Below are 26,560 nucleotides of genomic sequence, written 5' to 3'. Positions count from 1 at the left end.
CGGAACACCGTGACAAGGGCGCCTCGGCCAAGACAGCCGGGGCGCCCTTTTGCTTGCGCGCCTTATCCCCGCATGCCCTATTTCCCGCCATTCGACAGGTCTGCCTCCTTGCCATGCGCTTCCCCGTTCTTCTGTTTGCCCCGGCAATCCTGCTCGGTGGGACCATGCTTGCGCCCGCTCCTCTCGCCTTTGCGCAGGGGGCGGCCGTGAACGCCGCGCCTTCGGCCAGTCTCTCGTTTGAGCGGGTCTTTGCCAGCCCTTCGCTCAACGGCCCTGCGCCGCGCGGGGTGAAGCTGTCGCCGGATGGGCGTTACCTGACGCTGCTGCGCAATCGGGCCAATGACCGCGAACGCTATGACCTGTGGGGTTATGACCGCCAAAAGGGCGAGTGGCGGATGCTGGTCGATTCGGAAAAGTTGTCTTCGGGCCGCGCTTTGTCCGAAGCCGAAAAGATGCAGCGTGAGCGTCAGCGCATCGGCGATCTCAAGGGCATCGTTACCTATAGCTGGTCCGCCGATGGCAAGAGCGTGCTGGTGCCGCTTGATGGCGATCTGCTGCTGGCCGGGCTGGATGGCTCGGTGCGTAAGGTCGAGGGGGCAGGGGCCGACGCGCTCAACCCGCGGCTCAGCCCCAAGGGCGGCTTTGTTTCCTTTGTGCGCGACCGTCGTTTCTGGGTGGTGCCGGTGCAGGGCGGCGCGGCGCGCGGCCTGACCCCGGTGGAGGCCAGCCAGACCGTCCATTGGGGCGAGGCGGAGTTCGTCGCGCAGGAAGAAATGGCGCGCCTGACCGGAGCGTGGTGGGCGCCCGATGATGCCCATGTCGCCGTCCAGCGTTTTGACGAGGCCAAGGTGGGCGTCGTTACCCGCGCGGCCATCGGCGCCACCGGCACCAAGACCTTTGACCAGCGCTATCCGGCGGCAGGCACGCCCAATGCCGAGGTGGCGCTCTATGTGGTCAGCCCGAACGGCGGCGTTGATAGTCAGAAGGGGCCCGTCAAGGTTGATCTGGGGACGGACCCGGACATCTATCTGGCCCGCGTCGATTGGGCGCCCGATGGCAAGACGCTCTATGTCCAGCGCCAGAACCGGGCGCAGACCCGCCTCGACATGCTGCGGGTCGATCCGGCCACGGGCAAGTCGCAGGTGCTGTTCACCGAAACGGCGCGTGACAAGAGCTGGATCAACCTGACCGACAATTACCGTTTCCTGCGCGATGGCAGCCTGATCTGGTGGAGCGAGCGGGATGGTTTCGGCCATCTTTACCGCTTGATCGGAAGCAAGTGGCAGCAGTTGACGAAGGGGCGCTGGATGGTGACCTCGCTGGACGGCGTCGATGAAAAGGGCGGCAAGCTCTATTTCACCGGCACGAAGGACGATGTGCTGGCCCATCAGGTCTATTCGCTGGATTACAACCATCCGGGCGAGCCCAAGCGCCTGACCGATCCGGCCTATATGAATAGCGCCACCATGGACCGCAGCGGGCAAACGCTGGTCGTCACCCGCAGCGCCCAGAACCAGCCGGCCCAGACCTATCTGGCCGATGGCACCGGCAAGCGCATCGCGTGGGTTGAGGAGAACAAGGTCGATGGCGCGCATCCTTATGCGCCCTTCATGGCCGCCCACCGCGCGCCCACTTTCGGCACGATCAAGGCCAAGGATGGCACCGACCTCCATTGGAAGATGATCACGCCGGTGATGGAGCCGGGCAAGCGCTATCCGGTGTTCTTTGAACATTACGGCGGCCCCCATGTTCAGGTGGTCAACAAGGGCTGGGCCAGCGCTCTGGCGCAGGCGATTGTGGCCAAGGGCTATATCTATTTCGAAATCGACAACCGGGGCAGCGCCAATCGGGGCGTCGATTTTGAAAGCCAGATCTGGCAGGCGATGGGCACGGTCGAGGTCGATGACCAGATCGCCGGGGCCGATTACCTGAAGTCCCTGCCTTTCGTGGACGCCGGTAAGATCGCCACCTATGGCTGGTCCTATGGCGGCTATATGACGCTCAAGATGCTCGAAGCGCATCCCGGCACCTTTGCCGCGGGCATTTCGGGCGCGCCGGTGACGAAGTGGGAACTCTATGACACCCACTATACCGAGCGTTACATGGGCGATCCGCGTAAGGTTCCGGCGGCTTACAAGGCCTCCAACGCGATTGATAAGTCTGATGCGATCCGCGATCCGCTGCTGCTGATCCACGGTCTGTCGGATGACAATGTGGTGTTTGAAAATTCCTCGGCGCTGATCGCCAAGATGCAGAATGAGGCGACGCCTTTTGAAATGATGCTGTACCCCGGCCATACCCACCGCGTGGGCGGGCCAAAGGTCAGCGTCCATTTGTGGAATACGATTTTCGCTTTCCTGGCACGGCATGGAGTGACGCCGCCGTAATATACTTAGGCCAGTTGTTGTAATGCGGCTTTGCGTCTCAGGTCGCGTGAAACAGGCCCCTTTGGGGCCGCAGGAGTGAATGACATGGGTTATCGGGTTGTCGTCGTTGGCGCCACGGGCAATGTGGGCCGCGAAATGCTCAACATCCTTGCCGAGCGCGAGTTTCCGATTGACGAACTGGCGGCGGTTGCTTCGCCCCGTTCGCAGGGGACCGAAATTGACTTTGGTGAAACCGGCAAGAAGCTGAAGGTTCAGAGCATTGAACACTTCGATTTCACCGGCTGGGACATCGCGCTGTTTTCGGCAGGCTCGGGCCCGACGAAGATCTATGCGCCCAAGGCGGCGGCCGCTGGTTGCGTCGTGATCGACAACTCGTCGCTCTATCGCATGGACCCGGACGTTCCGCTGATCGTGCCCGAAGTGAACCCGGATGCCATCGACGGCTATAAGGCGCGCAACATCATCGCCAACCCCAACTGCTCGACCGCGCAGATGGTGGTGGCTTTGAAGCCGCTGCACGACAAGGCCAAGATCAAGCGCGTCGTCGTCGCCACGTACCAGTCGGTGTCGGGCGCGGGCAAGGAAGGCATGGACGAGCTGTTCGAACAGAGCCGCGCGATCTTTGTCGGCGATCAGGCCGAACCCAAGAAGTTCACCAAGCAGATCGCGTTCAACGTGATCCCGCACATCGACGTTTTCCTTGATGATGGTTCCACCAAGGAAGAATGGAAGATGGTGGCCGAAACCAAGAAGATCCTGGACCCCAAGATCAAGCTGACGGCAACCTGCGTGCGCGTGCCGGTGTTCATCGGTCACTCCGAAGCGCTGAACATCGAATTTGAAGAAGAAATCAGCGCGGCCGAAGCTCAGGACATCCTGCGCGAAGCCCCCGGCGTGATGCTGGTCGACAAGCGCGAAAACGGCGGTTACGTGACCCCGGTTGAATGCGTTGGCGACTATGCCACCTTCATCAGCCGCGTGCGTGAAGACTCGACGGTCGACAACGGCCTGTCGCTGTGGTGCGTGTCGGACAACCTGCGCAAGGGCGCGGCTCTGAACGCGGTGCAGATCGCCGAACTGCTGGGCCGTCGTCACCTCAAGAAGGGCTGATATGAGCGCGCTCCCGGCCGCCCAACGGTGGATGCTGACGGCATGGGCCATTGGCTCACTGCTGAGCGGTTGGGGCGCTATCTACCCGCAGAATACATGGTTGCAGGTGGGGCCGGTTTTACTGGCCCTGCCTGTTGCTTTTTGGGCCTTACGACGCTGGCCGCTGTCCAATGCGGCGGTGGGGTTGGTGACGGCTTTCATCCTACTCCATCTTGTCGCGGCCTGCTGGTCGTATAGTTTCACGCCCTATGATGTATGGGGCCGCACGCTGACGGGCCGTTCGATTGATGCCGCTTTTGGTTGGCATCGCAACATGTTCGACCGGCTGATCCATTTCTGCTTCGGCCTGTGGCTGGTGCTGCCGCTGGCGGAAGTGGCCACGCGCCACTGCGGCTTGAGTTGTAGGGCGGGCTTGATCATGGCGGTGCTGGGCGTATTTGCCTTCAGTTCGGCTTATGAAATCTTTGAATGGCTACTCACCATTGGGCTCGCACCCGATCAGGCCGGAGCCTATAATGGCGAGCAGGGCGATATGTATGACAGCCAGAAGGACATGGCCTGCGCGAATCTAGGTGCCTTGCTTGCCGCGCCCTTTGTTCGTTCGTGGCAAAGGCAGGCCACGACAATCGTGACGTGACCCGCCTTGCATCCGCATGTGCGGGGTTTAGTTAACGCGCTGCGTCACCGTGGTCGTCGTGGTGGCCACAGGGCCGGCCACGCGGGTCGTGGTGTTTGCGGGCTTCTTGACCACGCGGGTCCGCACGACCTTTTTGGCGGCCACACGACCGGTGTTCTGCGTCGTCACTGTCGTCTCAACAGCGGCCTTTTGCTCCATCGCGGCCTGAGCGGTGGCGCGGGCGGCCAAGGCTTCCTGCTGGGCGGCCTGCGCGCTTTGCTCGGCGCTGGCGGCGCGTTCATTGGCGGCGGCTACCTGCTGGGCGGCGGCCTGCTGGGTTGCCTCGCTGGCCTGCGCCTGGGCGATGGCGGCATCGGTCTTGGCCGCTTCAACGCGGGCGGCGGTGCGGGCGGCCTTCAGGCGCTGCGCTTCGCCAAGGTTGGCGTCCGCGATCATTGATGCCTGATTGGCGGTCTCAATGGCTTCTTCCTTACGCCCGGCCGACAGGTCTTCGCGCGCATCGGCCAATGCCTGCTTGGCCTTGGCCTGATCCACGGCCAGCATCGTGTCGGCCCCGGCGGTGTCGGCGGCGCTGATCTTGGCCTCGGCCACCGCAATGGCCTTCTTGGCGCGGTCTGCCTTGCCCTCGGCCATGGCGGGCGAGGACCACGCAACGGCCAGCATCGTGGCGGTCAAAAGCGTGTTGCGAATGGTGTTCATGATCTACTCCTCTCGAACTTGGTTCCTGTTCAAGGAAGAGTTGGGCACGCCGATGGTTCCAAATAGGCTGTTTCGGGGTGCCCTGTTCGCAGGCCGGAGAGCGGCCATGATGGCCCCCGCTAGGCGTAAAATCCCCGTAAAAACATGGGTAGAAGTGCGCATGTCTGACACTTGTCCAAAAAGCTAGTGCGCGCACCGCGGGGGTGGGGACGTTCGCATAGGAGGAGTTATGAAGATCCGTTTTGGCCTCGCCGTTGCCGTTCTGGCATTGGCCGGCGCCGCCCAGGCCCATGCCGCCGTCAATGCCGAAGGCGATGTGGCTTTGGCCGAAGTTTTGAACCATGTGCCGCGTGACGCCGATGGCAAGGTGAGCCGCGAGACTTTCGTGGCCTACATGGAAAATGCCTTTGACCGCGCCGACACCAACAAGAGCGGTCAGATCGATCCGTCCAAGATCAAGCGCGCCAAGACATGCCAGCGCATGTACGGCCCGCGCTATGTGCCCGGCGCTTCGCTGACGGGCTGCTGAACGGCGATCATCACAGGGCGGGTTGCGGCTGGCTTCCCGCCCTGTTTACTTTCGCGCCATCGGAGCGCCCTTCCTTGATCCATGAATATTTTCAGGCATCGGCTGGAACAAGCCGCTTGCCCCTTTGGCTTTTCCGCGCCTATCGCGAGCTTCTTGCCAACCCGCCCGAAGAGGATCTTGTCATGCCCGAAACCGTAACGACCAGCTATATCCGTGGTTGGGCCGGAACCCGCTTGGCTGTGCATCGCATGGCGCCGGTGTCGGGGGGGCATGGTCGCCCGTTGCTGTTGTTTCATGGCCTGTTTTCGTCGGCGGCGATCAATTGGGTCAAATATGGCCATGCCGAAAGGCTGGCACAGGCCGGTTTTGACGTCATCATGCCCGACCTGCGCGCCCATGGCATGAGCGAGGCGCCCCATGACGCCACCGCCTATCCCGAAGATGTGCTGGTCACCGACGCGCTGATGCTGGTGCGCGAATTGGGGCTGGAGCCGGGAGAATTTGATCTGGGCGGCTTTTCGTTGGGGTCGCGCACATCGACCCGTGCCGTGCTGGCAGGGCTGGAGCCACGCCGCCTGATTCTGGCGGGCATGGGGCTGGAAGGTCTGGCGGGATGGGCACGGCGCAGCGCATTTTTCCTCGACGCGATTGCGCGTTACGGCACGATCAAACACGGCGACCCCGCCTATGTCGCACAGCAGTTCATGAAGGCGCAGAAGGTTGACTTGCGCGCCGCGGAACTGCTGCTGCAATCGGTCGATGACACGCCGCCGTCGGATCTGGCGCAGGTGACGATGCCCACGCTGGTCCTTTGCGGCGATGTCGATCAGGATAATGGCAGCGCCCCGCGTCTGGCACAGACCTTGCCCAATGCGCGCTATGCCGAAATTCCCGGCACGCATATGAGCAGCGTGACCCAAAAGGAACTGGGCCAGAAAATGGTCGAGTTTTTGAGCGAGGCGTGAACCAAAAGGGCGCCCTTCTCGGCGCCCTCAATCTTAGCGCTTGAGCGAGAAGGGAATTTTCAGGAACCCGCGCAGCATTACCGCTTCGCCCCCGCGCATCATCGGCGTCCAGCGCCACTTGCGCACAGCGTCCAGCGCCGCCTTGTCCAGACGAGCAAAGCCGCTGCTGTTGGCGACGGAAATTTCCACCACGCGCCCATCGGTGCCGACCAGAAGGCCCAGCGTGACGGTGCCTTCCTCCATATTCCGGCGCGATTCCAGCGGATAGGACGGCGGCGTGAAGGAGAGAATGCGCGCGCCCAGATCGCCAACCTCGGCCGGACCAGCAGGCGCCTTGGGCGCGGCGGCCACGGGGGCAGGGGCGGGCGCCGGGCGCGCGGGCGGGGTAACCGGCACGGCGGCGGCTTCCTGACCCACGGGAATGGCAACGGCCAGAGGCGGCACCGGCGCGTCAGGCTGCGGCTGGGCCACCTGTTGCGGCATAGACGGCATATCGACCACCTTGTCCACCGGCTTGCTCTTGGGCGCGGCGGGGGGCGGAGCGGTCAGGTCCATCGTCACCACATGGTGCTGACGTTTGGCATGGGGGGCGACATTCATCCAAACCATCGCCGAAAACAGCGCGCCGACCGCAAGTGCGGAGGCCACCATTGCGGTCCCGCGCGGGCGGCGGGCCTGCTGGGCATAGGAAGCGCTGGGAATAAAGGGAGCCGCAGGCGCCGGGGCCGCAAAGCTGAGTCGCGAATCGCCGAAATGGGCGGAAAACTCGGCTTCGTCGGTCACTCGAAAGGCGTACATGGGCTGCCTCATAGGGTCGTAGGATGCTCGCTATTGCTAACGATTAGCAAAATGGCGCGATCCAAACAAGGCTTATTGCATTTAATTCGCAATCATGTCGCAAAGTGTGGCACTTATGACCTCGGCCCCTTCATCCATCACCCATCGCACCGCCAAGCCCAGCTTTTCGGCCAGTTTTCCGCCTCGCTCCGGCCCCAAAACGCTCATCGCACTGGCCCATCCATCGGCGATCATCGCCTGAGCATGGATGACGCTGCAAGACAGCACGCCGCTTTGTGCTGGACAGCCGGTGTTCGGATCCAGATTGTGGCCGCCGCGGATATAGGTGCCCGATGTCGCCACCGCCAATCCGTGCAGGGCGATTCGAAAGGGTGTCAATGAGGGGGCAACCGGATTTTCCAGATCGACCCACCACGGCTGGCCATCGGGTTGAACGCCCCATCCGGCCAATTCGCCGCCGACCTCGACCAGCCCATGGCGGACGCCCATTGCGCGCAACAGCGCCGACAGCGCATCGACCGCATAGCCTTTGGCAATGCCTGACAAGTCGAGCGATACGCCGCCCGGTTGGCGCAATCGCCCCGTCGAGCTGTCCCATGCCAATCGCGCTACGTTACAAAATGGCATCAATTCGGCCACGTCCTGCGCATTGGGTGCGCGGTCGACCGGGCCGGGTGGGCCAAAACCCCAACGATCGACCAGCCTGCCCATCGCGGGGCTGAACGCGCCGCCGCTGGTGTGGGTCAAGGACAGGGATGCGTCAATGACGCGGGCGAAATCGGGCGAGAGATTGGCCCATGATCCGCCCGTCAACCGATTGAAACGGCACAACTCGCTGTCGGCTTGCCAATGGCTCATCTGGGCGATCAGATCGTCAAGGCGGGCGACAATTGCGACCTCAACCCTGTCCGCATCGCCCCTCGGCCAAACCGCGCGGACCCGCCAGATCGTGCCCATGGTCTGCCCTTGCAGCATCAGCACATCGGCCTTGGGATCAAGGCCGCGCATCGCTTCGGCATCAATGACCGGCGGCAGGGCAACACGCACCTGCATGTCCTCTGCCGCCGCCATGTTTACGGCGCCATCACTTCGAGCGTGGCGGTATAGGACATCCGGCGCTCGGTTGCACGCGGCGTGCTGGGCTTGTTGTCGGTGGCGGTGACATTCACCCAATACATGCCGGGACCTGCCCACTTGACGGTGGCCACGCCATTGGCATCGGTGGTGACTTCAAAATCACCCTCGTCATCGCGATAACGCTTGCCGCCGGGAATGATGGTCAGCTTCAGCCCCTTGGCGGGCTTGCCGTCGATCAGGAAGCGGAACTTGCCCGGTTCGTTCGATACCAGATCGGCCGGATGGGTGATGGGCTCGAATTCCAGCCCCTTGCCGGTGGATTTGAACACCGTGTCGGTGGGCGCGCCGCGCGTGACATAGATCTCGTTGCGGCTGATCGCTTCGGTCAGCTTGAGATCGGTGGCATTGGCAGGAATGGCGTCCAGAGCCACGGTTTCAATCGGCGCGCGGCCCGGATCACCCGGACCACCCGGACCACCCGGACCACCCGGACCGCCAGGCCCGCCGGGGCCACGACCTTCACCACCCGGACCACCGGGGCCACCCGGACCCATCGCGCCCGGCGGCGGGCCGGGGCGGCGGCCTACGCGCTTTTCAACGCCATCGACCTTGAAACTGCCCATGACGTTAACCCCTTCGGTGCCGATCTTCCACGTGCCGGGCTGGGTCAGGTGGACGTCAAACGTGCTGCGATAGCGGGCCGTGATGCCATGCTCGATCTTGCCCGGCGTGCCATCGGGGGCGGTCACCTTGATCTGGGCCAGTTGCATCGGGAAGTGGTCGGGAAAGAACAGGTCGTTCGACACGGCGGCGTCTATACTGGCCCACGGATCGTCGCCCGAATAGGTGGTGGCGACGGGCAACAGCCATTGGCGGTGCGCCTGTGCGGTGATCGGCAGCGCCAGCGCCGATGCGCCGGCCAACAGGGCAAGTGCCTTGGAAATCATCTTATTGGCCATGGAGTGGCTCCTTGATGGACATTTGGGGGCTTTAGGGAAGGGTGACGGCAACCGTGCCGATTTCACCGGCAGCATCCTTGCCCGACGCCTTGCCGCCGGTGCGGGGCAGGGTGAAGGGAACGCTGACCAGTTCGCGCCCGCCGGTTTCACGCGCCGCCTCGACCTTGAGCGTATAGGCGCCCGGCTTGAGATCGGCGGGAAGCGGGATCGTGTGATGGCCCGGCGCGCGGGTCGCGCCTGACATGCCGGCGGGGGGCGTGCCGATATTGCGGCCCGCTACGCGCCACCATCCACGCAGGTCCGACAGCCATTTCGTGCCCGGATCGCCGCGATGGTCGGCATCATACCATACCGCGATGGTGCGCGGTTGAATCCCTGCGCCTTCGACCCAGATGGCGACATAGGGGCGGTGATATTCGGCCACCGACAGGCGCGGCAGATCGACCGAGATCGAACCGGCCATCGCGGCACCCGGCGCCAGAGCCAGAACGGGGGCAATTAAAGTGGAGCGTTTCATCAGTGCTTCCTTTTAGGGAACCAGAAAATGGACAAGCAGCAGCGGCACGATCAGCCCCAGCCCCACCAGCGGCCACGTCGAGGGGCGGCGCTTGGAATGGAGTTGCAGCAGCAGCAGGCCGGTGAGTGTGAAGATCACGCAGGCGACCGCAAAAATGTCGAGGAACCACACCCAGGGCCCGCCCGCATTGCGCCCTTTGTGCAAATCATTGGCCAACGAGAGCAGGCCACGGTCGGTCAATTCCGACGTGATCGCGCCAGAAACCGGATCAATCGAGACAAAGCCATCACCGCCCGGACGGGGCAGGTTGACCGTGATCGCGTCCTCGGCCCATTCGGCATCGCGGTCCGCGACGTTGATGTGAACGGCCTGTTCAACGGCGCTGGCCACCGGGGCGGGCAGGGGGCCGGTGGGCGCCGAATGGCCCTGTAGCAAGGTCAGCGCGCCCGGCGACAACTGACCGCTGGCGGTGACCACTTTGGGGTTGGCGGCAAAGGCGCCGGCATGGTTCAGCGTGATTCCGGTGATCGCGAAAAACAACATGCCGATCAGGCTGATCGCCGCGCTGATCCAGTGCCATGTGTGGAATTGGCGCTGCCAGAATTGGCGGGCGGCGCCATTCTTCTTTCTGGTCATGAAGAGGTCTTATCCGTCGATGCGCTGGCCAGAAGCTCTGCGCCAAAGCTGCGCAATTCTTCTTCCTCGCGTTGATTCAGCCACTGGGCCATTTGCCGACGAAAGCGGGCGTGGCCAAGGCGGGCGGCCTCGACAAGCCAGCGCTTTGCCGCGTCCAATCGACCTTGCGCGATTTCCATGCGGGCATGGTTGAAACAGCCCCGAAAATCGCCACCTTCGGCCGCGCGGGCATAGTGATAGGCCGCCACGTCCAGATTGACGGGAACCTCCCAGCCATCTTCGTGAAAGGACCCGATCATGTTTTGCGATTTGGCATGGCCCATCGCGGCGGCATGGCGGAACAATTCGAGCGCGCGCGCCCGGTCCTGCGCAATGCCGCGGCCCAGCGTCAGGGCGGTGGCATAATTATAGAGGCCCCAGACCTCGCCCTTTTCGGCGGCGGCGGCGAACCATTGCGCGGCCATTTTCGGGGTTTCGGCAACGCCCCAGCCTTGGTCGAGGCAACGGCCCACCATATTCATCGCCTCGGCCATGCCCGATTGGGCGGCCTGAACAAACCAGTGAAAGGCGGCTTGGGGATCAGCCTTTACCCCGCGCCCGTCCAGAAGGCATTGGCCGTAATGCAACGCGGCAAGGCGGTCGCCGCCACGCGCCGCCTTGCCCAAAGCGTTGGCGGCGCCGGCGGGTTCCCCCGCCAGCACCGCCTGCCATTCCTCCACCGTCAGCGAGGAATTTTCCATACTCAGTACTTGAAGCTCAGGCTGCCCAGAATGGTGCGGCCTGCGGCCTGATGCGCATAGTGGCTGGTAAAGGCTGCATCGTAATAGAGCTTGTTGGTCAGGTTGAGCGCCGAGACCTTGACGCCGACATGATCGGTCAACTGATACGAGGCGTTGGCATCAAAGCGCCAGTAGGACGGCACATAGACCGCGCGCACGGTGGCCGCCGTGCTGCCATAGCCGTAACCGCCATAGACCTTGGCCATATAGATCGCGCCGCCGCCGATGGTGATCTTGGGCGTGACCTTATAGGTGGTGTTGAGCGTGATGCTGTCGAGCGGGGTGTTGGGTGCGCGCTTGCCCGTCGTGGCCGAGGTAACATAGACGCCGCCAACCGACGTATAGCCGCTGTTCAACATGACCGAGGGCATATGCGCCCAGCCGCCAAACACGCTCCATTTGTCGTTGATATTGCCGCTGATGCCCAGTTCGATACCGCGCACGCGCTTGTCACCGATGAAGCTGACCGAGCCTGCATCGTTGGTGACGCGCAGGTTGGTCGTGCGGGTCTGGAACACGGCCAGCGAGACCGAAAGGTTCTCGTCAAACAGGTTCCACTTGGTGCCGGCTTCATAGGTGGTGGTCTTTTGCACCTGGAGGCTGTTGGGATCGATGCCGCTGGTGGTCAGCGCATTGTCTTCAAGCCCCTGTGCCAGGAACGTACCGGGCGCGATGGCCGAGGTCGAGGTGCTGATATAGAAGCTGCCGTTGGGGCGGGGCTTGTAAACCAGACCTGCCTGATAGGTGAACAGGTTGTCCACCCGGCGCTGCCACGTACGGGCGGCGGTGAAGGGGGCCGAGACCGCGGCGCTGGCATGGGTCAGATAGCGGTCATAGCGCCCGCCAAGGTTCAGTAGCAGCTTGTCGGACAGCGAGATCGTGTCGAACGCATAGGCCGAGAGCGTCGTCCAGTCGGCGAAGGTCATCGAGCCGGTGCCCGCCTTGACGATAGTGCCGGTCCAGGGATCAAGCGGATTGGGGTTCGACGCGCTGGTGCAGATATAGTTGCTGCCGGTGCTGGCCGTCGCGCAAGCCTGCGCCGCGCCGATGGCGGTGCCGGTGGTGTCGGCATAATAATTACCGATGGCCGACTTCTGCCAGTTATATTCAAGGCCAACGGCGAACGAATGCTGGATGCCGCCGGTGTTGAACTTGCCCGAAAGGTCGAGTTGTTCGACCAGACCGTCCTGATTGCTGTAACGCGCGTTCGAGCGGCGGGCGACCGTTCCATAGGAATAGACGTTACCGCGCGAATCGTCGGGCTGGGTCCAGACGTAATCCTGCTCGGTGTTGGTGTAGCGGATCGTGTTGCGCAGCTTCAGATCCTTGGCCAGCTGTGTTTCAAAGCGGGCGCCAAAGCCGTCGGTGTTGGTGGTGCGGAAATCGCGCGCGACCAGACCATAGAAGGTGCCGCGGCTGCGCTGGACCGTGCCGCCGGTGGCGGTGGTGAAGGGGGCGGTGCTGAGCGGCGCGATTTCGGTATAGCCCGCGCCAAGCGAGGATGCGCTACGCGTATAGGGGATGCCCTGATCGGGCAATTCGCTCGATTGCATGTGATAGAAGTCGAGCGTCAGGCTGGTCGGGCCGGTCATGCCGATTTTCAGCGAGGGCGCGATGCCCCAGCGGCGCTGCCAGATATAATCGCGGCCTGCGACGCCCTGATCATGGTACATGGCGGCAACGCGCGCGCCGACGAAATCGCTGATCGGTTGATTGATGTCGGCGGTAAAGCGCTTGTAATCCTTGGTGCCATAGGTGGCGTCAACATTGAAGAAGCGGCGCTTTTCGGGGCGCTTGGTGACGATGTTGATCGAACCGCCGGCATTGCCCGAACCATTGGTGATGCCGTCCGAACCGCGGGTGATTTCGATGGCTTCGACGGCAAAGGTTTCGCGGCTGGTGGCGGCAATGTCGCGCACGCCGTCCAGATAGATCGAGTTCGAGCTGTCCGAACCGCGCAGGAAGGGGCGGTCGCCCAGCGGATTGCCGCCTTCGCCCGCGCCCAGCGTGATGCCCGGCACCGTGCGCAGCGCTTCGGCCAGCGTGGTCGAGGAGGTGTCTTCCAGCACCTGACGCGTCACGACGGTGATCGAACGGGGCGTATCGACCAGATCGGCGGTCGCCTTGGGCGAGGACTGGCGTTCGGCCTTGTACGTGCCGGTTACAACGACCGTGTCGGTGACGGCAAAGCTGCCCAGATCGGTCTGCTGCGGAGCGGTTTCTGCGGCCATGGCGGGGTTGGCGATGGCGGGGGCGATCAGCGATGCGGCGCCGAGCAAGAGGGGCTTGCTGCCGGAATTCATGGGACCATCCTTATTGCGATTAAGTTGCAAGAGCCTATTGAGCAAATGCGAATGCGTTGCAATAGGAAAATTCCATAAAATTAAACCGCGCCTGAACGGACAGGCGCGGCGTGGCGATTTTGCTACACTTGGGCCGGATTAACGCCCGATCAGGCGCACGAACATCTCATTCAATCGCGCAACATCAACGGTATAGACGATCTCAACATCTCTTTCGCCCAGTCCCGGCCCTTTGCCCGCAGGCCATGTCAATAACGCGCCGTAATTGGCCCCCGGCATCAGATCGACATCCATGGCCAGTTTCCCGCGCCGCGTGATGATCGAAGGATCGATCCACACCGCCGCCTGAATTTCATCCCACAATGGATAGCCCGGCTGGGCAATCGATTTGACATAGCGCGCCGTGGGCGAACCCGACGCCGTCGCGCGGGCCAGAAGATCGGCCGTGCCAAAGGCGTTTTGCGTGGCGTCATTGGTCACCAGCGTCACCTTGGGCCATGGCGCGGCAAAGAAGATATGCGCGGCTTCGGGATCGAAATAATGGTTGAAGGACATGCGCGGCGAAAAGGCCACCTGCATGTCGAATTCATCCTGCTTGCCCGTCAGATCGTGGCCCAAGAGATTGCCGCCTTCGGTAATGACCTCCTTGATTCGCGGGGCAAAGCCATCATCCATTCGTGCGGCCAGCGCCAGATTGGTCAGGGGCCCCATGGCAATAATCGTGATTTGTCCCGGATATTTGCGGCTTTGCGCGCTCAGGAATTCGGCAGCGCTCATGGGAAGGGGTTTTGTCTTGGGACTGCCTTCGGCCATGGGGGGGACGATGTCGGGGGCGTGGGGTTGGCGCCGGGCGATGGTGTTATAGGCCGGCCATTCATCCATCCACGCACCTTTGTAGGGCACCGCGCCGTACAGCGCCTCGCGGCGACGATTGCGCTCCTTGCTGTTGATCAGGGGAAAGGTGGCCCCGGCGATCACCGGAATATCCGTCCGCCCCACCAGTTCGAGCATGCGCAGCGTGGCGGCGGTTTCCTCGGCCTGCCATCCATCGCCGCTGACCGTGGTGATGCCCAAAACCTCGACCGTGGGATCGTTGATCAGCATCAGGATGGGTTGCAAACCCGGCCCTTCAAACGCGTCCTGATCGATGATGACCTTGCGCCTTTCACTCGCGCCTTGCGCGGGCAGGGCGGTGGCCAGCATCAGCAGCGTCAAAATGGCAACCCATGCATGCGCAAACCGATGGAAAAATGCCACGATGGTAAAACTCCGATAACCAGAAAAAGGACCGCATTTTCGGACCGTATATCGGCCATGCCCATACGCGGAAGCGCGAAAGGCGGCGGCCAATAGGGACTCTGCCTAGATACAGCCCTTCCGGATTTTATGACTTTGACGCCATTTGCATGATTTCGCGTCGCAACTCAGACTAAATCCCACCAGGACCCATGCTCAAGCGGATCGATCCCCATCAGGCACAACTCGGCATGTTCATCCATAAATTGGAGGGCAACTGGTTCAGCCACCCCTTCTGGCGCAGCCGGTTTCTGCTGGATGATGAAGAGCGCCTGAGCCGTTTGCGCGCCAGCGATGTGGCCGCCGTCATCATCGACACCGAAAAAGGGCGCGATGTGGCCGATGGCGAAATCATCGCGGCCAGCCCTATTGCCACCCCGCGCCGCCGCCGCCAAAAATTGCTTGAAGAGCAAAAGGCAGCCCTTCGCGCACCCTCTGGTTCGCTTGCACCTCGCAGCATGGCGCGCGAATTCGGCCGCGCCGAACAAGTCGCCGATATGGGCGGCAAAGTCATTTCCCGCGCCTTTATCGAGGCCCGTCTGGGCAAAGCGATCCAGCCCGAAGTTATCGCCCCGGTGGTCGAATCGGTCTTCGCCTCGGTTCAGCGCAATGCCCATGCGTTCAATGGATTGATGCGGTGCAAGCGGGACATGGAATATCTGTTCCGCCATGCCTTGGCGACATCGGCCCTGATGATATCGTTGGGGCGACAGATGAAGTTGCCGCCTGATCAGTTGCACGCCGCCGGTCTGGTCGGCCTGTTGATGGACAGCGGGATCGCGTTGCTGCATCTGCCGACCGGATGGCAGGGTGATATTCAGGACCTGTCCGAAACGGCGTTGCGCGAACATGTCCTGTTCGGGCGCGATTTTGTCGCTCTGGGCGGTTTTGATGATGTGGTGGTGCGCGCATGTTACGAGCATCACGAAAGGATCGACGGCACCGGCTACCCCGACGGCAGGCAGGGCGCTGAACTCAGCCTGCTGGGCCGGATGGCGGCGATTTGCGATGCCTTTGACGATCTGGCCAATCCGTTCAAGGGAACGCCGGTGTCCGATCCAGCCGTCGTGGTGGAAAGCATGTTGGCCGATCATGGCGCCTATGACCCCGACATTCTGCGTCAATTTGTGGTGATGGTGGGGGTCTATCCGGTCGGCTCGATCGTGCTGCTGGCGTCGCACCGTTTGGCGATGGTGGTGGATCAGAACGCCGATGATCCCGCGATGCCGACGGTGCGCTGCTTCTATTCGCTCAAGGTCGGGCGGGCGGTGGCGCAGGAAACGGTGGATCTGAGCAATTGCTATGGCAAGGACCGGATTGTCGGGCCGGTCGATGCCGCGATGCTGACGCAGGCCGATCTGCCCGATATTGGCCAGATACGGATGAAGCTGCTGGCCGCGGCCTGCGCGGGATAGGTGGCCTCAGCCCGCAGGTTGATAGGCCAGCGCGGAAAAGCCCTGCTGGATTTCGCCAAGCACCAGATCGGCCGCATAGGACAATGTCCGCGACGTCGCCGTGGTCAGCGCCAGAACCAAAGGTTTCAGGATAGGATCGGCCAGAGGGGTAAAACAGAGCGTGCCCGCGCGCACTTCACTGGCCACATCGACCCAGGACAGGACACCGATCCCGACGCCTTCCTGCACCAGGCTGGCGATCATCTGGATATTGTCGGACGTGAAAACGCGTGACAGCGGAACCTGCGCCGCCCCTTGCAGGACGGCGACCTGATTATGCACGGCCAGAGGCTTTGCCGGCAGGATGATCGGCAGATCGGCGGCCATGGAAAAGCGTGCGCGGGGCAATTGCCCGATGGGGTGGCCCGGCGGGCTGACAATGCCCAGCGGCACTTCGGCAAAGGCGCGCACGGTCAGGTCGCGGATCGATTGCGGTTCAAACCCGATGCCGAAATCGACGTCCCCCTCGGCCACGGCATCGCGCATCACCGCGCTGTCCAATATGCGCAGCGAAACCGTAATGCCCGGATAGCGCCGGTGCATCGCGGCGATGACCTGCGGAATATAACCTTTGGTCAGGGCATGGATGATGGCGATTTCGACATGCCCACGCTTCAGCCCGCGCAGATCCTCGATCCGCGCCCGCGCATCGGCCAGAGACTTTTGCCAGTTGCCGCCCGCCGCCATCATGATCTCGCCCGCCGCCGTCAGACGCAGGCCCGATGGCAGGCGTTCGAACAGGGGCATTCCCAATTCGGCCTCGGCATTAAGAATTTGCCGGTCGATGGCCGAGGCCGAAACATGCAATTCATCGGCCGCCTTGCGGATGGAACCGGTGCGGCCCACCACCATGAAATAGCGCAGGAAACGGGAAAAGGCTGGCATGTGCGGCTCCGAATGCGGGGGTGCGCTCATTTTTGCAACGCTGTGTCTAAAACATTGCGATTGATTGCTACAGGTCAAGCCTTAAGTGTGAACCCGAAGGGTCAGGGGACCCTTATCGGGGATAAATCTTTGAAAATTTCGGTTGGCACGGGGCGGTTGGGCGTCATGGCTTTGCGCATGCGGTCGCGCGGAGCAAGGGCGTCGGAACTTTCCGCCGGCTTGCTGACCTGTGTTGCCTTGGTCGGCGCTGCGCTCCTCCCTCACGCAGCAATGGCCAAAAGTGCGACCACCGTCGCCCGCGCAGTTCCCTCTCCAATGCGCGAGGCGGCGGTGGCCAGCATGATGGCCGATGCCGCAAAGAACCCCACCGACCTGCGCGTGTTCCTGCGCGCCATGCCCAAGGGCGGCGATCTGCACAACCACCTGTCGGGTGCGATTTGGGCCGAGGACTATCTGCGCTGGGCGCAGGAGGCGGGGTTTTGCGTGACCGCCGATGGTTTGGGCGTGGAACGTCCCGCATCGGGCACCTGTGCGCCGGAACGGCGGATCGACAATATGGATGGTCAGGAATCGCCCGGCTATGCCAAGTTGGTCGACAGTTTTTCGACCCGTGGGTGGCAGGCGGGCGTGGGTCGCAATGACAAATCGGGCCATGCGAAATTCTTTGAAACCTTTGCCCGTTTTGGCCCGATCGCCAATGTTTCGACCGCGCATATGCTGGCCTCGGTGCGCCGCAATGCCGCGCTCAATCAGGTCAGCTATCTGGAACTGGACCATAACACGAACGCCTTTTCGCGCGCCATCATGGCGGCGGGCGACGCGCCGATGGGCCAGGGTGATATTGCCGCCGTGTTCGAGGCCGATCATGCGCTGATCCAGCCCCTGCTGGCGCAGGCCAGCGCCGAATTGACCAGGGACGAGGCCGACGCCGCCAAGGAATTGCAATGCGGCACGCCGCAGGCCGAGGCCGGGTGTAAATTGCGGGTGCATTACCTGTTTCAGGCCCTCCGCGCCTTGCCGCCGCGCATGGTGTTCCGTTCGTTGATTTCGGCCTTCATGCTGGCCGACCACGACCCGCGCTTTGCCGGCATCAACATCGTCATGCCCGAGGATCACCCGCTGGCTTTGCGTGATTACCGTCTGCACATGGCGATGATCCGTTTTCTTGCGGCGCGCTATCCCAAGGTAAAGCGGACGCTGCATGCGGGCGAATTGGGCGCGACGCAGGTGGCCCCGACCGACCGCGCCGACCACATCGCACAGGCCATTGCCGCCGGGGCGCAGCGCATCGGCCACGGCGTTGACATCGCGGGCGAGGAAAATGCCGAAGCCACCATGGCGCGCATGGCCCGCGAAGGCATTGCGGTGGAAATCAACCTGACCAGCAATGACGTGATCCTTGGCGTCAAGGGTGAGGCGCATCCGCTGGGCCTTTACCGCCGCCATGGTGTCCCATTTGTCATTAGCACCGATGATGCGGGCGTTTTGCGCAGCGACATGACCGCCGAATATGTCCGCGCGGTGCGTGAACAGGGGCTTTCCTATCGCGATCTCAAACAGGCTTCGCGCAACAGCCTGACCTATTCCTTCCTGCCGCCTGCGGAAAAGGCGCAGGCTCTGGTCCAGCTCGAAGCGCAATGGGATGCGTTCGAGCGTGACCGGCTGGCCACCAAGGGCGCGGCCGCAAAGGGGCCATAATGCGTATCACCACAAGATAAGCCGAAAAGGCATTCTGGAGAGGACAGGGATTTTTGATGCAAAAGACCGGCCGCGCATGCGTGGTCCGGGTCAATATGGGGGCATGTATGATGAATATTCAGGAGAAGTCCGTTCACGGGCTGCGCGCGCCGCGTCGCTCATTGGCTCTGGCGGCGGTTTTGCTGACCAGCTCGATCTTGTCCGCGCCGGCCTTTGCCGCCGACGCACCGGCCGAGGAAAAGAAGGAAATCGTGGTTCAAGGCTCGCTGGGCGCGTTGCCATTGAAGGATGTGGGCACGATTTTCGGGTTCAACAAGAACCTGGTGGAAACGCCGCGTTCGGCCTCGACCATTTCCAAGGAACAGATGGAGCGTTTTGGCGCCACCGAAATCTATGACCTTGTGGCGCAATCGCCGGGCGTGTTCACGAACTCGTTCTTTGGCGTGGGCGGCGCTCTGGATATTCGCGGGACGCCGGGTGAAATCTATTTCCGCGGCATGCGCCGTCTGGATAATCCGGGTAACTATCCCACGCCTCTGGGCGCGTCGGACCGCATCGACATCGTGCGCGGCCCGTCTTCGCCGATCTATGGTCCGTCCAAGACGGGCGGTTACATGAACTTTGTTCCCAAGTCGGCGCGCGCAGGCAAGGGCAAGTTCCTTGATCATGCCGAAGGCGAGATCAACTATACCGGCGGCAGCTGGAGCAAGAATGTCCTGTCCGCCACGATTCGCGGGCCGGGCAAGCTGGGCAGCAAGGAGTTTGGTTACAGCCTTTATGGCGAGGTGGAGGACAGCGGCTCCTATTACGCCAATATGGGGACCAAGCAGACGATCCTTCAGGCCAGCTTCGAAATGGATCTGACCCCCACGCTGCGCCTTGAATTTGGCGGAATGTACCACAATTACAAGGGCCAGCAGAACGGCGGCTGGAACCGCCTGACTCAGGATCTGGTCAACAACGGCACCTATCTGACCGGCTCGGCCAAACCGTTGGACACGACGGGCGATGGTAAACTTCAGGCCGGCGAATTTACCAATGTGGGCAATTTCAACCCGTTCTTTGTAAACCCGGCCAGCGCGACGAATGCCAGCTTTGCTGCATATCCCTGGCTGGCGCTCAGCTCCACCGGGCGGGGCACCACCACGCTCAGTCGCAAGAATGTGTTGACGGGCCCCAATGACAAGCTGTGGAACAAGGCGATCACGCTTTACGCGGATCTGATCTGGAACCCGTCCGACACGCTGGAAATCAAGAACCAGCTTTTCTATGACGGTTATGACAACCTGAACGAGAATGCCTATGGCTTCTCGCAATTCCACAATTCCTATGTCATCGAAGACAAGATCGTCGCGACCAAGACCATCGAAAACAGCGCGGGCAAGTTCCAGATCCAGCTCAGCCCGTCGATCCGTTACACCGACTTCCTGCACGGCGATGACTTTACGTTTGAATATTTCCACCGCGTCGATCTGACGCAGGGCTATAATGCGCTGTCCACCCGCCGTCTTTCGACCCAGTGCAATTGCGAATATTCGAATTATACCCGTGGCTATTACACCGACACGGCCTTTGCCGCTCTGGCTGATCTTGACTTCAAATTCGGTCTCGATGTCACGCTGGGCGGTCGTTTTGACAGCATTGATGTGCGTTCCAGCAACGATTTGAGCAAGCTGCGCGTGGCGACGGGCGTCGCGCCTTCGGCCTCGGCCAACAATGGTATCTGGAGCTGGACGGCCAGCGCCAATTACAAGCTGCCTTTCGGTCTGGTGCCTTATGGTACGATTTCGCGCCAATCGACGGTGATTGCCGGTCAGGGCGCGGAAATCTATACGTCGAACGTTTCGACCAACACCTGGACCACCGCGTCGAAGATGTGGGAACTGGGTATCAAGGGGTCGTGGCTGGGCGGTCGCCTCTATGCCGCGATCGACACCTATAATCAGAAGCGTACCGACTTTTCGATCCAGTCCTCGACTGTCAACCAGTCGGTGGAAACCCGGGGGATCGAAGCCGAAGTCCGCTGGTCGGTGGACCGCCACCTGCTGATTTCGGGCAATTATACCAAGACCAAGGTGTACAATCTGTCCTTCCTGAATGCGGGCAGCACGTTCAGCTTCCTTGGGATCGAGGATCTGAAGGGCGTTGACCCCTATCTGATCCTTGGTGGACAGCCGGGCGGTCTGATTTCGACCAATACGATGGACAAGGCGCGCCGCGCTGGCATTCCGACCAACACCTACTCGGCCACGGCCACCTATGCGTTCGACAATGGTCTGGCCTTTGCCGTCAGCGCGTCGGCCTTTGATTCGGTGTTCTCTGGTCAAAGTCAGGCTGTTCGTCTTCCCGCCTATACGCTGGTTGACCTGTCGGCCAGCTACAAGACCGGCCCCTGGCTGTTCCGTCTGGTCGTGAAGAATGCCACGGATGCGACCTATTTCCGTGCCAACTTTACCGAATTGTTCGGTTCGACCATCGTGCTGCCGGAAAAGCCGCGCAGCGTGCAGGGTTCGGTTGTTTACAAGTTCTGATCTGTGAAAAGGGCGGGGCGCGTCACCATGGCGCGTCCCGTTTTTATGTTTTTAGGGAATGGTTTGATGGTAAAGGCGCGTTACAAGGCTCTGATGCTGGCTCTGGCGGCGGGAATGGCGGGGGCGGCGATGGCCAAGCCTGCGGCGATCAGCCCCCGTGCGGCTCTGGCGGCCATTGCCAAATGCGCGCCCGCCGGGCCTTGTGCCACCCATTTGCCGGTGCGCGCGGTGGTCGTTACCCTGTTTGAAATCGGCAAGGATGAGGGCGACAAGCCCGGCGAATTCCAGCTTTGGAAAGCCCGCGCCAAGCTGACCGAACGGATCGCTTTTCCGCAGGGCTATCACGACCTCTACTACAACCCCGACACGCAGGTTTTGGGCATTGTGACGGGCATGGGCAATATCAAGTCGGCCACGGCCACACTGGCGCTGGGGCTTGATCAACGGCTTGACCTGTCCAAGGCCTACTGGCTGGTGGCGGGCATTGCCGGGATCGATCCGGCCGCGGGCAGCGCGGGCAGCGCGGCCTGGGCTCGCTATCTGGTCGATGGCGATATGGCGCATGAAATTGACGCACGTGAAATTCCCTCTGGCTGGAAATATGGCTATTTCCCGATCCATGGATCGACCAAGGTGGAGGCCGACCCCATTGCCGGCCCCGCGCCAGAGGCCGTCAATGGCGAAATGTTTGCCCTGAACGCAGGGCTGGCCCAATGGGCCTATGGTTTGACCAAGGATATCAAGCTGCCCGACGACGCCTCGATCGCGGCACAGCGTGAGATGTACAAGGATTTCCCTGCGGCCCAGCAACCGCCCCGCGTGATGATGGGCGATCAATTGGCGGCGATGACCTATTGGCATGGTGAAAAGCTGACCCAATGGGGCCGCGACTGGGTCAAATACTGGACCCATGGCAAGGGCACTTTCGTCACCTCTGCAATGGAGGAGACGGGGATCATGCAGAGCCTTGAATATCTGACCAAGGTGGGCCGTGCGGATCGCAACCGGGTGATGGTCCTGCGTGCGGGATCAAATTTCACCATGCCGCCCAAGGGGATCGCCCCGGCCGAAAACATGGCGCGTGAGAATGGCGGCTATACCGGCATGACGGCGGCGCTCGAGGCGCTCTATGCCGCCGGGTCAAAGGTTGTGGGTGAAATCACCACCAACTGGCCGCGCTATGAAAAGACCGCACCCAAGGCTGATATCGCGCCATGAGCCGGACGGTCATCATCCATGCCGACGTGATCGCCTGTATGGATGATGGCGGCACGGAAATTGCCGATGGTGCGATTGCCTTTGAAAACGGGGTGATCCTCGCCGTCGGCCCTACCGATGCGGTGCAGGAATGGCGCGTCGGGGCCGACGTGATTGACGCGACCGGATGTGTCATTACGCCGGGGTTGGTGAACACGCATCACCACCTTTATCAATCGCTGACGCGGGCGGTGCCGGGATGCGCTTCGACATCGCTGTTCGGCTGGCTCAAGACGCTCTATCCCATTTGGGCTCGTTATAATCCGCAGGATATTTTCAACGCGACGCGGCTGGGGCTGGCCGAACTGGCGCTGTCGGGTTGTACGACCAGCAGCGACCACCTCTATCTTTTTCCCAATGGTTCGCGGCTGGATGATTCCATCGCGGCGGCGGGCGATATCGGCATTCGCCTTCACGCCACGCGGGGTGCGATGAGTGTGGGCGAAAGCGCGGGCGGATTGCCGCCGGACTCTCTGGTCGAGGATGAGGATGCCATTCTGGCCGATTGCATCCGCGTGATCGACCAATTCCACGACGCGTCCGATGGCGCGATGGTGCGCGTGGCGGTTGCCCCCTGTTCGCCTTTTTCGGTCAGCCGCGACCTGATGCGCGAGGCCGCCTTGCTGGCCCGTGACAAGGGCGTGATGATGCACACCCATCTGGCCGAGGATGCCGATGATGTGCGCTACAGCCTTGAGAAATTCGGGTGCCGCCCGGGACAATACGCGCAAGACCTGGGCTGGGTCGGGCCGGATGTGTGGCATGCCCATTGCGTCCAACTGGACGAGGCCGAGATTGCGCTTTTTGCGCAGACGCAGACTGGCGTGGCCCATTGCCCCTGCTCCAATTGCCGTTTGGGCAGCGGGATCGCCCCCTTGCGCGCCATGCTCGACCGCCGCGTCCCGGTGGGCCTTGGCGTCGATGGTTCGGCCAGCAACGACAGCGGCCACTTGCTGAACGAGGCGCGTCAGTCGCTCTTGCTGCAACGGGTCATACATGGCGCCGAAGCGATGACCCCGCGTGAAGCCCTGCGGCTTGCCACGCGGGGCGGGGCGCAAGTTTTGGGGCGCGGCGATCTGGGGCAATTGGCGCCGGGCTATCGCGCCGATCTGGCCGTCTGGCCGGTCGATGGCATCGCCAGCAGCGGGGCGTGGGACAAGGTGGCAGGGCTGATCCTTTCGCCTCCGGCCGCGCCGCGCGACGTTTTTTGCGAAGGCCGCGCGGTTGTACGCGATTTTGCGCTTTCCCGGATCGATGCGGCCACGATTACTTCTGCTGCTCAATCCTCGCTATCCCGCCTGATGGAGACGCCATGACGACCAAGCCCACGCCAGAGCAATTGCGTGACCCGGACTATTTTCCCGGTCTGGCTTCGGCGATCCCTTTGGGGATCCAGCATGTTCTGGCGATGTTTGTGTCGAACATCACGCCCGCGATCATCGTGGCGGGGGCGGCGGGTTTCGGGTTCGGGTCGGGTGATCCGTCGGAACTCATCTATATGATCCAGATGTCGATGCTGTTTGCCGGCATCGCGACGCTCATGCAGACGATCGGCATGGGGCCAATCGGTGCGCGGCTGCCCTTGGTTCAGGGCACCAGCTTTGCCTATATTTCGGTGATGGTGCCGATTGTCGCAGGGCGCGGCGTTTCGGCCATGTCGGCGCTGATGACCGGAGCTTTGGCATGCGGGGTGGTCCATGCGTGCCTGTCGCGGCTGGTGGGGCGGATCAGGTTTGCCTTGCCGCCGATGGTGACGGGGTTGGTGGTGTTGATGATCGGCCTGTCGCTGATGCGGATTGCGGTGGAATATGCCGCAGGAGGCCCGACCAAAATCGGCACGCCTGAATATGGCGCGTGGCAAAGCTGGTTGCTGGCCGGGACGGTGGTGGTGGCGACCTTTGCGCTTAAATTTTATGGGCGCGGGGTGTGGTCGACGGCATCGGTGCTGATCGGTTTGCTGGTGGGCTATGTGCTGGCCTTTGCCATGGGGCGGGTTTCGCTGGCGCCGGTGGCCGGGGCGGGGTGGTTCATGTTGCCCATGCCGTTCCATTTCGGGCTGAGCTGGTCCACATCGGCGATTATCGGCTTTGTGCTGACGGGCTTTGTCTCCTCGATCGAAACGATTGGCGATGTTGATGCCATTTGCGAAGGCGCGGCGGGGCGTCCGGCCACGGACAAGGAATTGATGGGATCGGTGGGCGCCGATGGCGTCGGGACGGCGCTGGCAGCGGTGTTCGGGGCGATGCCCAACACGACATTTTCGCAAAACGTTGGCCTGATCGCGATGACCGGGATGATGAGCCGCCATGTCGTGACGCTTGGCGCGGCTTTGCTGGTGGTGTCTGGCCTGTTGCCCAAAGTGGGGGCGGTGATAACCACGATCCCTATTGAGGTGCTGGGCGGCGGGGTGATCGTGATGTTTGGCATGGTGGCCTCTTCGGCCCTGTCCATGTTGTCGCGGGTGGAATGGAGTCAGCGCAATATGCTGATCTTCGGCACGGCGCTTTCGCTCAGCCTTGGGTTGCAATTGGAGCCGGGCGCGTTGGCCTATATGGCCGAAACGCCGCGTATCCTGTTGTCGAGCGGGGTTTTGCCGGGGGCGTTGATTGCGCTACTGCTCAATCTGGTTCTGCCGCAGGAAATCGGCGGGGAAATGGCGCTATCCGTAAAATGACGGCTTGTTGATGGGGCGTGTCGGGGCAAAGGCGGGGGCAGATTGTAATGAGGTTTGCCATGTTTGATCGCCGCCAGTTTCTGACCACTTCGGCCGCAACGATGGCCGCGCCGGGAATGGCGAAGGCGGCGCTGTCCAAGGGATTGCCCGATGTGGCAGTGGTGGGCGCGGGGGTGTTTGGCGCCTTTGCCGCTTTGTCATTGCGCGAGGCGGGCATGTCGGTGGTCAGCCTGGACCAATATGGCCCGGTCAGCCCGCGTGCGTCATCCTCGGGCGAAACGCGTTCCATCCGTTCTGGCTATGGCGATCAGGCGTTCTATTCGGCCTGGTCGGCCAAGGCTCTGGCCAAATGGCGGATGCGGGAGGCCGAATATGGCCGCAAATTGCTCTATCCCAGCGCGCGTATCGAATTGGCCCGTGAATGGTTGCCGGGGATGGTGGCACAGCGGAAGATATTTGACGGGCTGAAACTGCCCTATGAAGTGGCCAACCGCGAGGAATTGCGTCGCCGTTTCCCGCAAATGGCCTTTGATGATGTGGAGTTTGCCTTTGTCGAAACGGCGGCATCCTCGGTGCTGGTCAAGGCGCGTGAGGCGGTTTTGGCCACGATTGAGGCGTTCGAGAAAAAGGGTGGCCAATCGCGTTTTGCCCGCGCCGTTCCGGGTGAGGCCAAAGGTGGGCGATTGGCCAATCTGAAGCTGGATGGGGGCGAGAGCCTGTCGGCGGGGGCCTATGTCTTTGCCGTGGGGCCGTGGGGCGGAAAGCTGTTTCCCGAAATCGCCCGTCCGCGCGTCAATGTCTGGCGCAGCGAGTATCTTTATTACGGCACGCCTGCGGGCGATCCGCGCTATAGCTGGCCGCATCAGCCGCTGTGGCACGATCACATTCGCGGCGGCTGGGGTTTTGGCAGCATCGAACGGGGGCTGAAATATTCAGTCGCGCCGGGGCCGCGTGTGGCGGTTGATCCCGATACGGTTGAACGTATGCCGCGCGAAGAACTGATCCGGGCGAGCCGTGAATATATTGCTGCGCGTTTCCCCGGCATGGCGGGTGCGCCGATCATGGAATCCCGCGTGTGTCAGGTGGATGATGCGCGCACGACCAATTTCCTGATCGACCGTCATCCTGATTTCGAAAACGTCTATATAGCTATCGCGGGCGGCGGCCATGGGTTCAAGCATGGGCCGATGGTGGGCGATTATGTCCGCGCCATGGTGGCGGGGCAGGTGGCGGATGCCGATGCCAAGAGGTTGTTTGGGTTGGGGGCGCATCCTGTTGGTTAAGGGTTAGGGGCCTCCGGCGGGCAAAGGGCGGGGGCCCTTTGCAATCCCGATAATGTCTATGGTGCGTAAAGGGTTCAACGTTGCGC

The 26,560-nt window shown here is 62.1% G+C and carries 22 protein-coding genes; 12 read left to right on the top strand and 10 right to left on the bottom strand.

From position 1 onward, the window contains the following. Positions 1–164: 164 nt before the first annotated feature. The 3 genes from AC2S2E_RS15370 to AC2S2E_RS15360 all read left to right on the top strand — a co-directional run bounded on the left by AC2S2E_RS15370 (position 165) and on the right by AC2S2E_RS15360 (position 4,134). Positions 165–2,387 carry a S9 family peptidase gene (locus tag AC2S2E_RS15370; protein WP_486522980.1) on the top strand — a complete coding sequence of 741 codons (2,223 nt, stop codon included), beginning with the start codon at positions 165–167 and terminating at the stop codon, positions 2,385–2,387. Between the two features lie 84 nt (positions 2,388–2,471). Then, positions 2,472–3,497 carry an aspartate-semialdehyde dehydrogenase gene (locus AC2S2E_RS15365; protein ID WP_476105539.1) on the top strand — a complete coding sequence of 342 codons (1,026 nt, stop codon included), beginning with the start codon at positions 2,472–2,474 and terminating at the stop codon, positions 3,495–3,497. Position 3,498: 1 nt separating this feature from the next. Then, positions 3,499–4,134 carry a DUF2238 domain-containing protein gene (locus tag AC2S2E_RS15360; protein ID WP_486522978.1) on the top strand — a complete coding sequence of 212 codons (636 nt, stop codon included), beginning with the start codon at positions 3,499–3,501 and terminating at the stop codon, positions 4,132–4,134. Positions 4,135–4,161: 27 nt separating this feature from the next. Here AC2S2E_RS15360 and AC2S2E_RS15355 read toward each other — a convergent pair whose 3' ends face one another. Then, positions 4,162–4,833: a hypothetical protein gene (locus tag AC2S2E_RS15355; protein ID WP_486522977.1), complete on the bottom strand. Its 672-nt coding sequence runs from the start codon at positions 4,831–4,833 to the stop codon at positions 4,162–4,164. A 229-nt stretch (positions 4,834–5,062) separates the two neighbouring features. Between AC2S2E_RS15355 and AC2S2E_RS15350 the strand changes: the two genes are divergently transcribed. Both AC2S2E_RS15350 and AC2S2E_RS15345 read left to right on the top strand, forming a co-directional pair. Next, on the top strand, positions 5,063–5,362 hold the full coding sequence (locus tag AC2S2E_RS15350) for an EF-hand domain-containing protein (RefSeq protein ID WP_486522976.1): 300 nt from the start codon (positions 5,063–5,065) through the stop codon (positions 5,360–5,362). Positions 5,363–5,544: 182 nt separating this feature from the next. Continuing rightward, positions 5,545–6,327 carry an alpha/beta fold hydrolase gene (locus tag AC2S2E_RS15345; protein ID WP_486524629.1) on the top strand — a complete coding sequence of 261 codons (783 nt, stop codon included), beginning with the start codon at positions 5,545–5,547 and terminating at the stop codon, positions 6,325–6,327. A gap of 33 nt (positions 6,328–6,360) precedes the next feature. On the opposite strand, the gene AC2S2E_RS15340 is transcribed toward AC2S2E_RS15345, so the two are convergent. From AC2S2E_RS15340 to AC2S2E_RS15305, 8 genes are all read right to left on the bottom strand, one after another. Beyond that, positions 6,361–7,137 carry an energy transducer TonB gene (locus AC2S2E_RS15340; RefSeq protein ID WP_486522975.1) on the bottom strand — a complete coding sequence of 259 codons (777 nt, stop codon included), beginning with the start codon at positions 7,135–7,137 and terminating at the stop codon, positions 6,361–6,363. A gap of 69 nt (positions 7,138–7,206) precedes the next feature. Next, complete coding sequence (locus tag AC2S2E_RS15335; RefSeq protein WP_486522974.1) at positions 7,207–8,196, bottom strand: FAD:protein FMN transferase; 990 nt, start codon at positions 8,194–8,196, stop codon at positions 7,207–7,209. A gap of 2 nt (positions 8,197–8,198) precedes the next feature. Then, positions 8,199–9,161, bottom strand: coding sequence for a DUF4198 domain-containing protein (locus AC2S2E_RS15330; RefSeq protein WP_486522972.1), 963 nt, complete (start codon positions 9,159–9,161; stop codon positions 8,199–8,201). 31 nt (positions 9,162–9,192) lie between these two features. Next, positions 9,193–9,678: a DUF2271 domain-containing protein gene (locus tag AC2S2E_RS15325; protein ID WP_476105528.1), complete on the bottom strand. Its 486-nt coding sequence runs from the start codon at positions 9,676–9,678 to the stop codon at positions 9,193–9,195. A 12-nt stretch (positions 9,679–9,690) separates the two neighbouring features. Further along, a complete protein-coding gene (locus AC2S2E_RS15320) occupies positions 9,691–10,314 on the bottom strand; it encodes a PepSY-associated TM helix domain-containing protein (protein WP_486522971.1) in 624 nt (207 codons plus the stop codon). Next, positions 10,311–11,054 carry a tetratricopeptide repeat protein gene (locus AC2S2E_RS15315; RefSeq protein ID WP_486522970.1) on the bottom strand — a complete coding sequence of 248 codons (744 nt, stop codon included), beginning with the start codon at positions 11,052–11,054 and terminating at the stop codon, positions 10,311–10,313. The genes AC2S2E_RS15320 and AC2S2E_RS15315 overlap by 4 nt, the downstream gene beginning before the upstream one ends. A 2-nt stretch (positions 11,055–11,056) precedes the next feature. Next, positions 11,057–13,396 (bottom strand): TonB-dependent receptor, encoded by a 2,340-nt coding sequence (locus AC2S2E_RS15310; protein WP_486522969.1) that lies wholly within the window; start codon positions 13,394–13,396, stop codon positions 11,057–11,059. A gap of 138 nt (positions 13,397–13,534) precedes the next feature. Beyond that, positions 13,535–14,599 (bottom strand): nucleoside hydrolase, encoded by a 1,065-nt coding sequence (locus tag AC2S2E_RS15305; protein WP_486522968.1) that lies wholly within the window; start codon positions 14,597–14,599, stop codon positions 13,535–13,537. 245 nt (positions 14,600–14,844) lie between these two features. On the opposite strand from AC2S2E_RS15305, the gene AC2S2E_RS15300 reads away from it, so the two are divergent. Then, the gene (locus AC2S2E_RS15300; RefSeq protein WP_486522967.1) at positions 14,845–16,107 is read left to right on the top strand and encodes an HD-GYP domain-containing protein; all 1,263 of its coding nucleotides are present in this window, start codon (positions 14,845–14,847) and stop codon (positions 16,105–16,107) included. Positions 16,108–16,113: 6 nt separating this feature from the next. Here the strand turns inward: AC2S2E_RS15300 and AC2S2E_RS15295 are convergent, their stop codons facing one another. After that, complete coding sequence (locus tag AC2S2E_RS15295) at positions 16,114–17,031, bottom strand: LysR family transcriptional regulator (protein ID WP_476105518.1); 918 nt, start codon at positions 17,029–17,031, stop codon at positions 16,114–16,116. A gap of 270 nt (positions 17,032–17,301) precedes the next feature. On the opposite strand from AC2S2E_RS15295, the gene AC2S2E_RS15290 reads away from it, so the two are divergent. The 6 genes from AC2S2E_RS15290 (at position 17,302) to AC2S2E_RS15265 (ending at position 26,474) form a co-directional block, all read left to right on the top strand. Then, entirely contained in the window at positions 17,302–18,729 is a 1,428-nt protein-coding gene (locus tag AC2S2E_RS15290) for an adenosine deaminase family protein (RefSeq protein WP_486522966.1), read from the top strand. A 107-nt stretch (positions 18,730–18,836) separates the two neighbouring features. Continuing rightward, positions 18,837–21,260: a TonB-dependent siderophore receptor gene (locus AC2S2E_RS15285; RefSeq protein ID WP_476105515.1), complete on the top strand. Its 2,424-nt coding sequence runs from the start codon at positions 18,837–18,839 to the stop codon at positions 21,258–21,260. Between the two features lie 66 nt (positions 21,261–21,326). Continuing rightward, positions 21,327–22,478 carry a purine nucleoside permease gene (locus AC2S2E_RS15280; RefSeq protein ID WP_486522964.1) on the top strand — a complete coding sequence of 384 codons (1,152 nt, stop codon included), beginning with the start codon at positions 21,327–21,329 and terminating at the stop codon, positions 22,476–22,478. Continuing rightward, the gene (locus tag AC2S2E_RS15275; protein WP_486522963.1) at positions 22,475–23,833 is read left to right on the top strand and encodes an 8-oxoguanine deaminase; all 1,359 of its coding nucleotides are present in this window, start codon (positions 22,475–22,477) and stop codon (positions 23,831–23,833) included. The genes AC2S2E_RS15280 and AC2S2E_RS15275 overlap by 4 nt, the downstream gene beginning before the upstream one ends. Continuing rightward, on the top strand, positions 23,830–25,191 hold the full coding sequence (locus AC2S2E_RS15270; RefSeq protein WP_486522962.1) for a uracil-xanthine permease family protein: 1,362 nt from the start codon (positions 23,830–23,832) through the stop codon (positions 25,189–25,191). The genes AC2S2E_RS15275 and AC2S2E_RS15270 overlap by 4 nt, the downstream gene beginning before the upstream one ends. Positions 25,192–25,250: 59 nt before the next feature. Further along, on the top strand, positions 25,251–26,474 hold the full coding sequence (locus AC2S2E_RS15265; RefSeq protein ID WP_486522961.1) for an NAD(P)/FAD-dependent oxidoreductase: 1,224 nt from the start codon (positions 25,251–25,253) through the stop codon (positions 26,472–26,474). The last annotated feature ends 86 nt before the right edge of the window (positions 26,475–26,560 follow it).

The organism is Novosphingobium sp. 550D (genome assembly GCF_057401885.1).
Note: the sequence above shows the minus strand (reverse complement) of the source record. Positions and strands in the feature narration are given on the sequence as shown.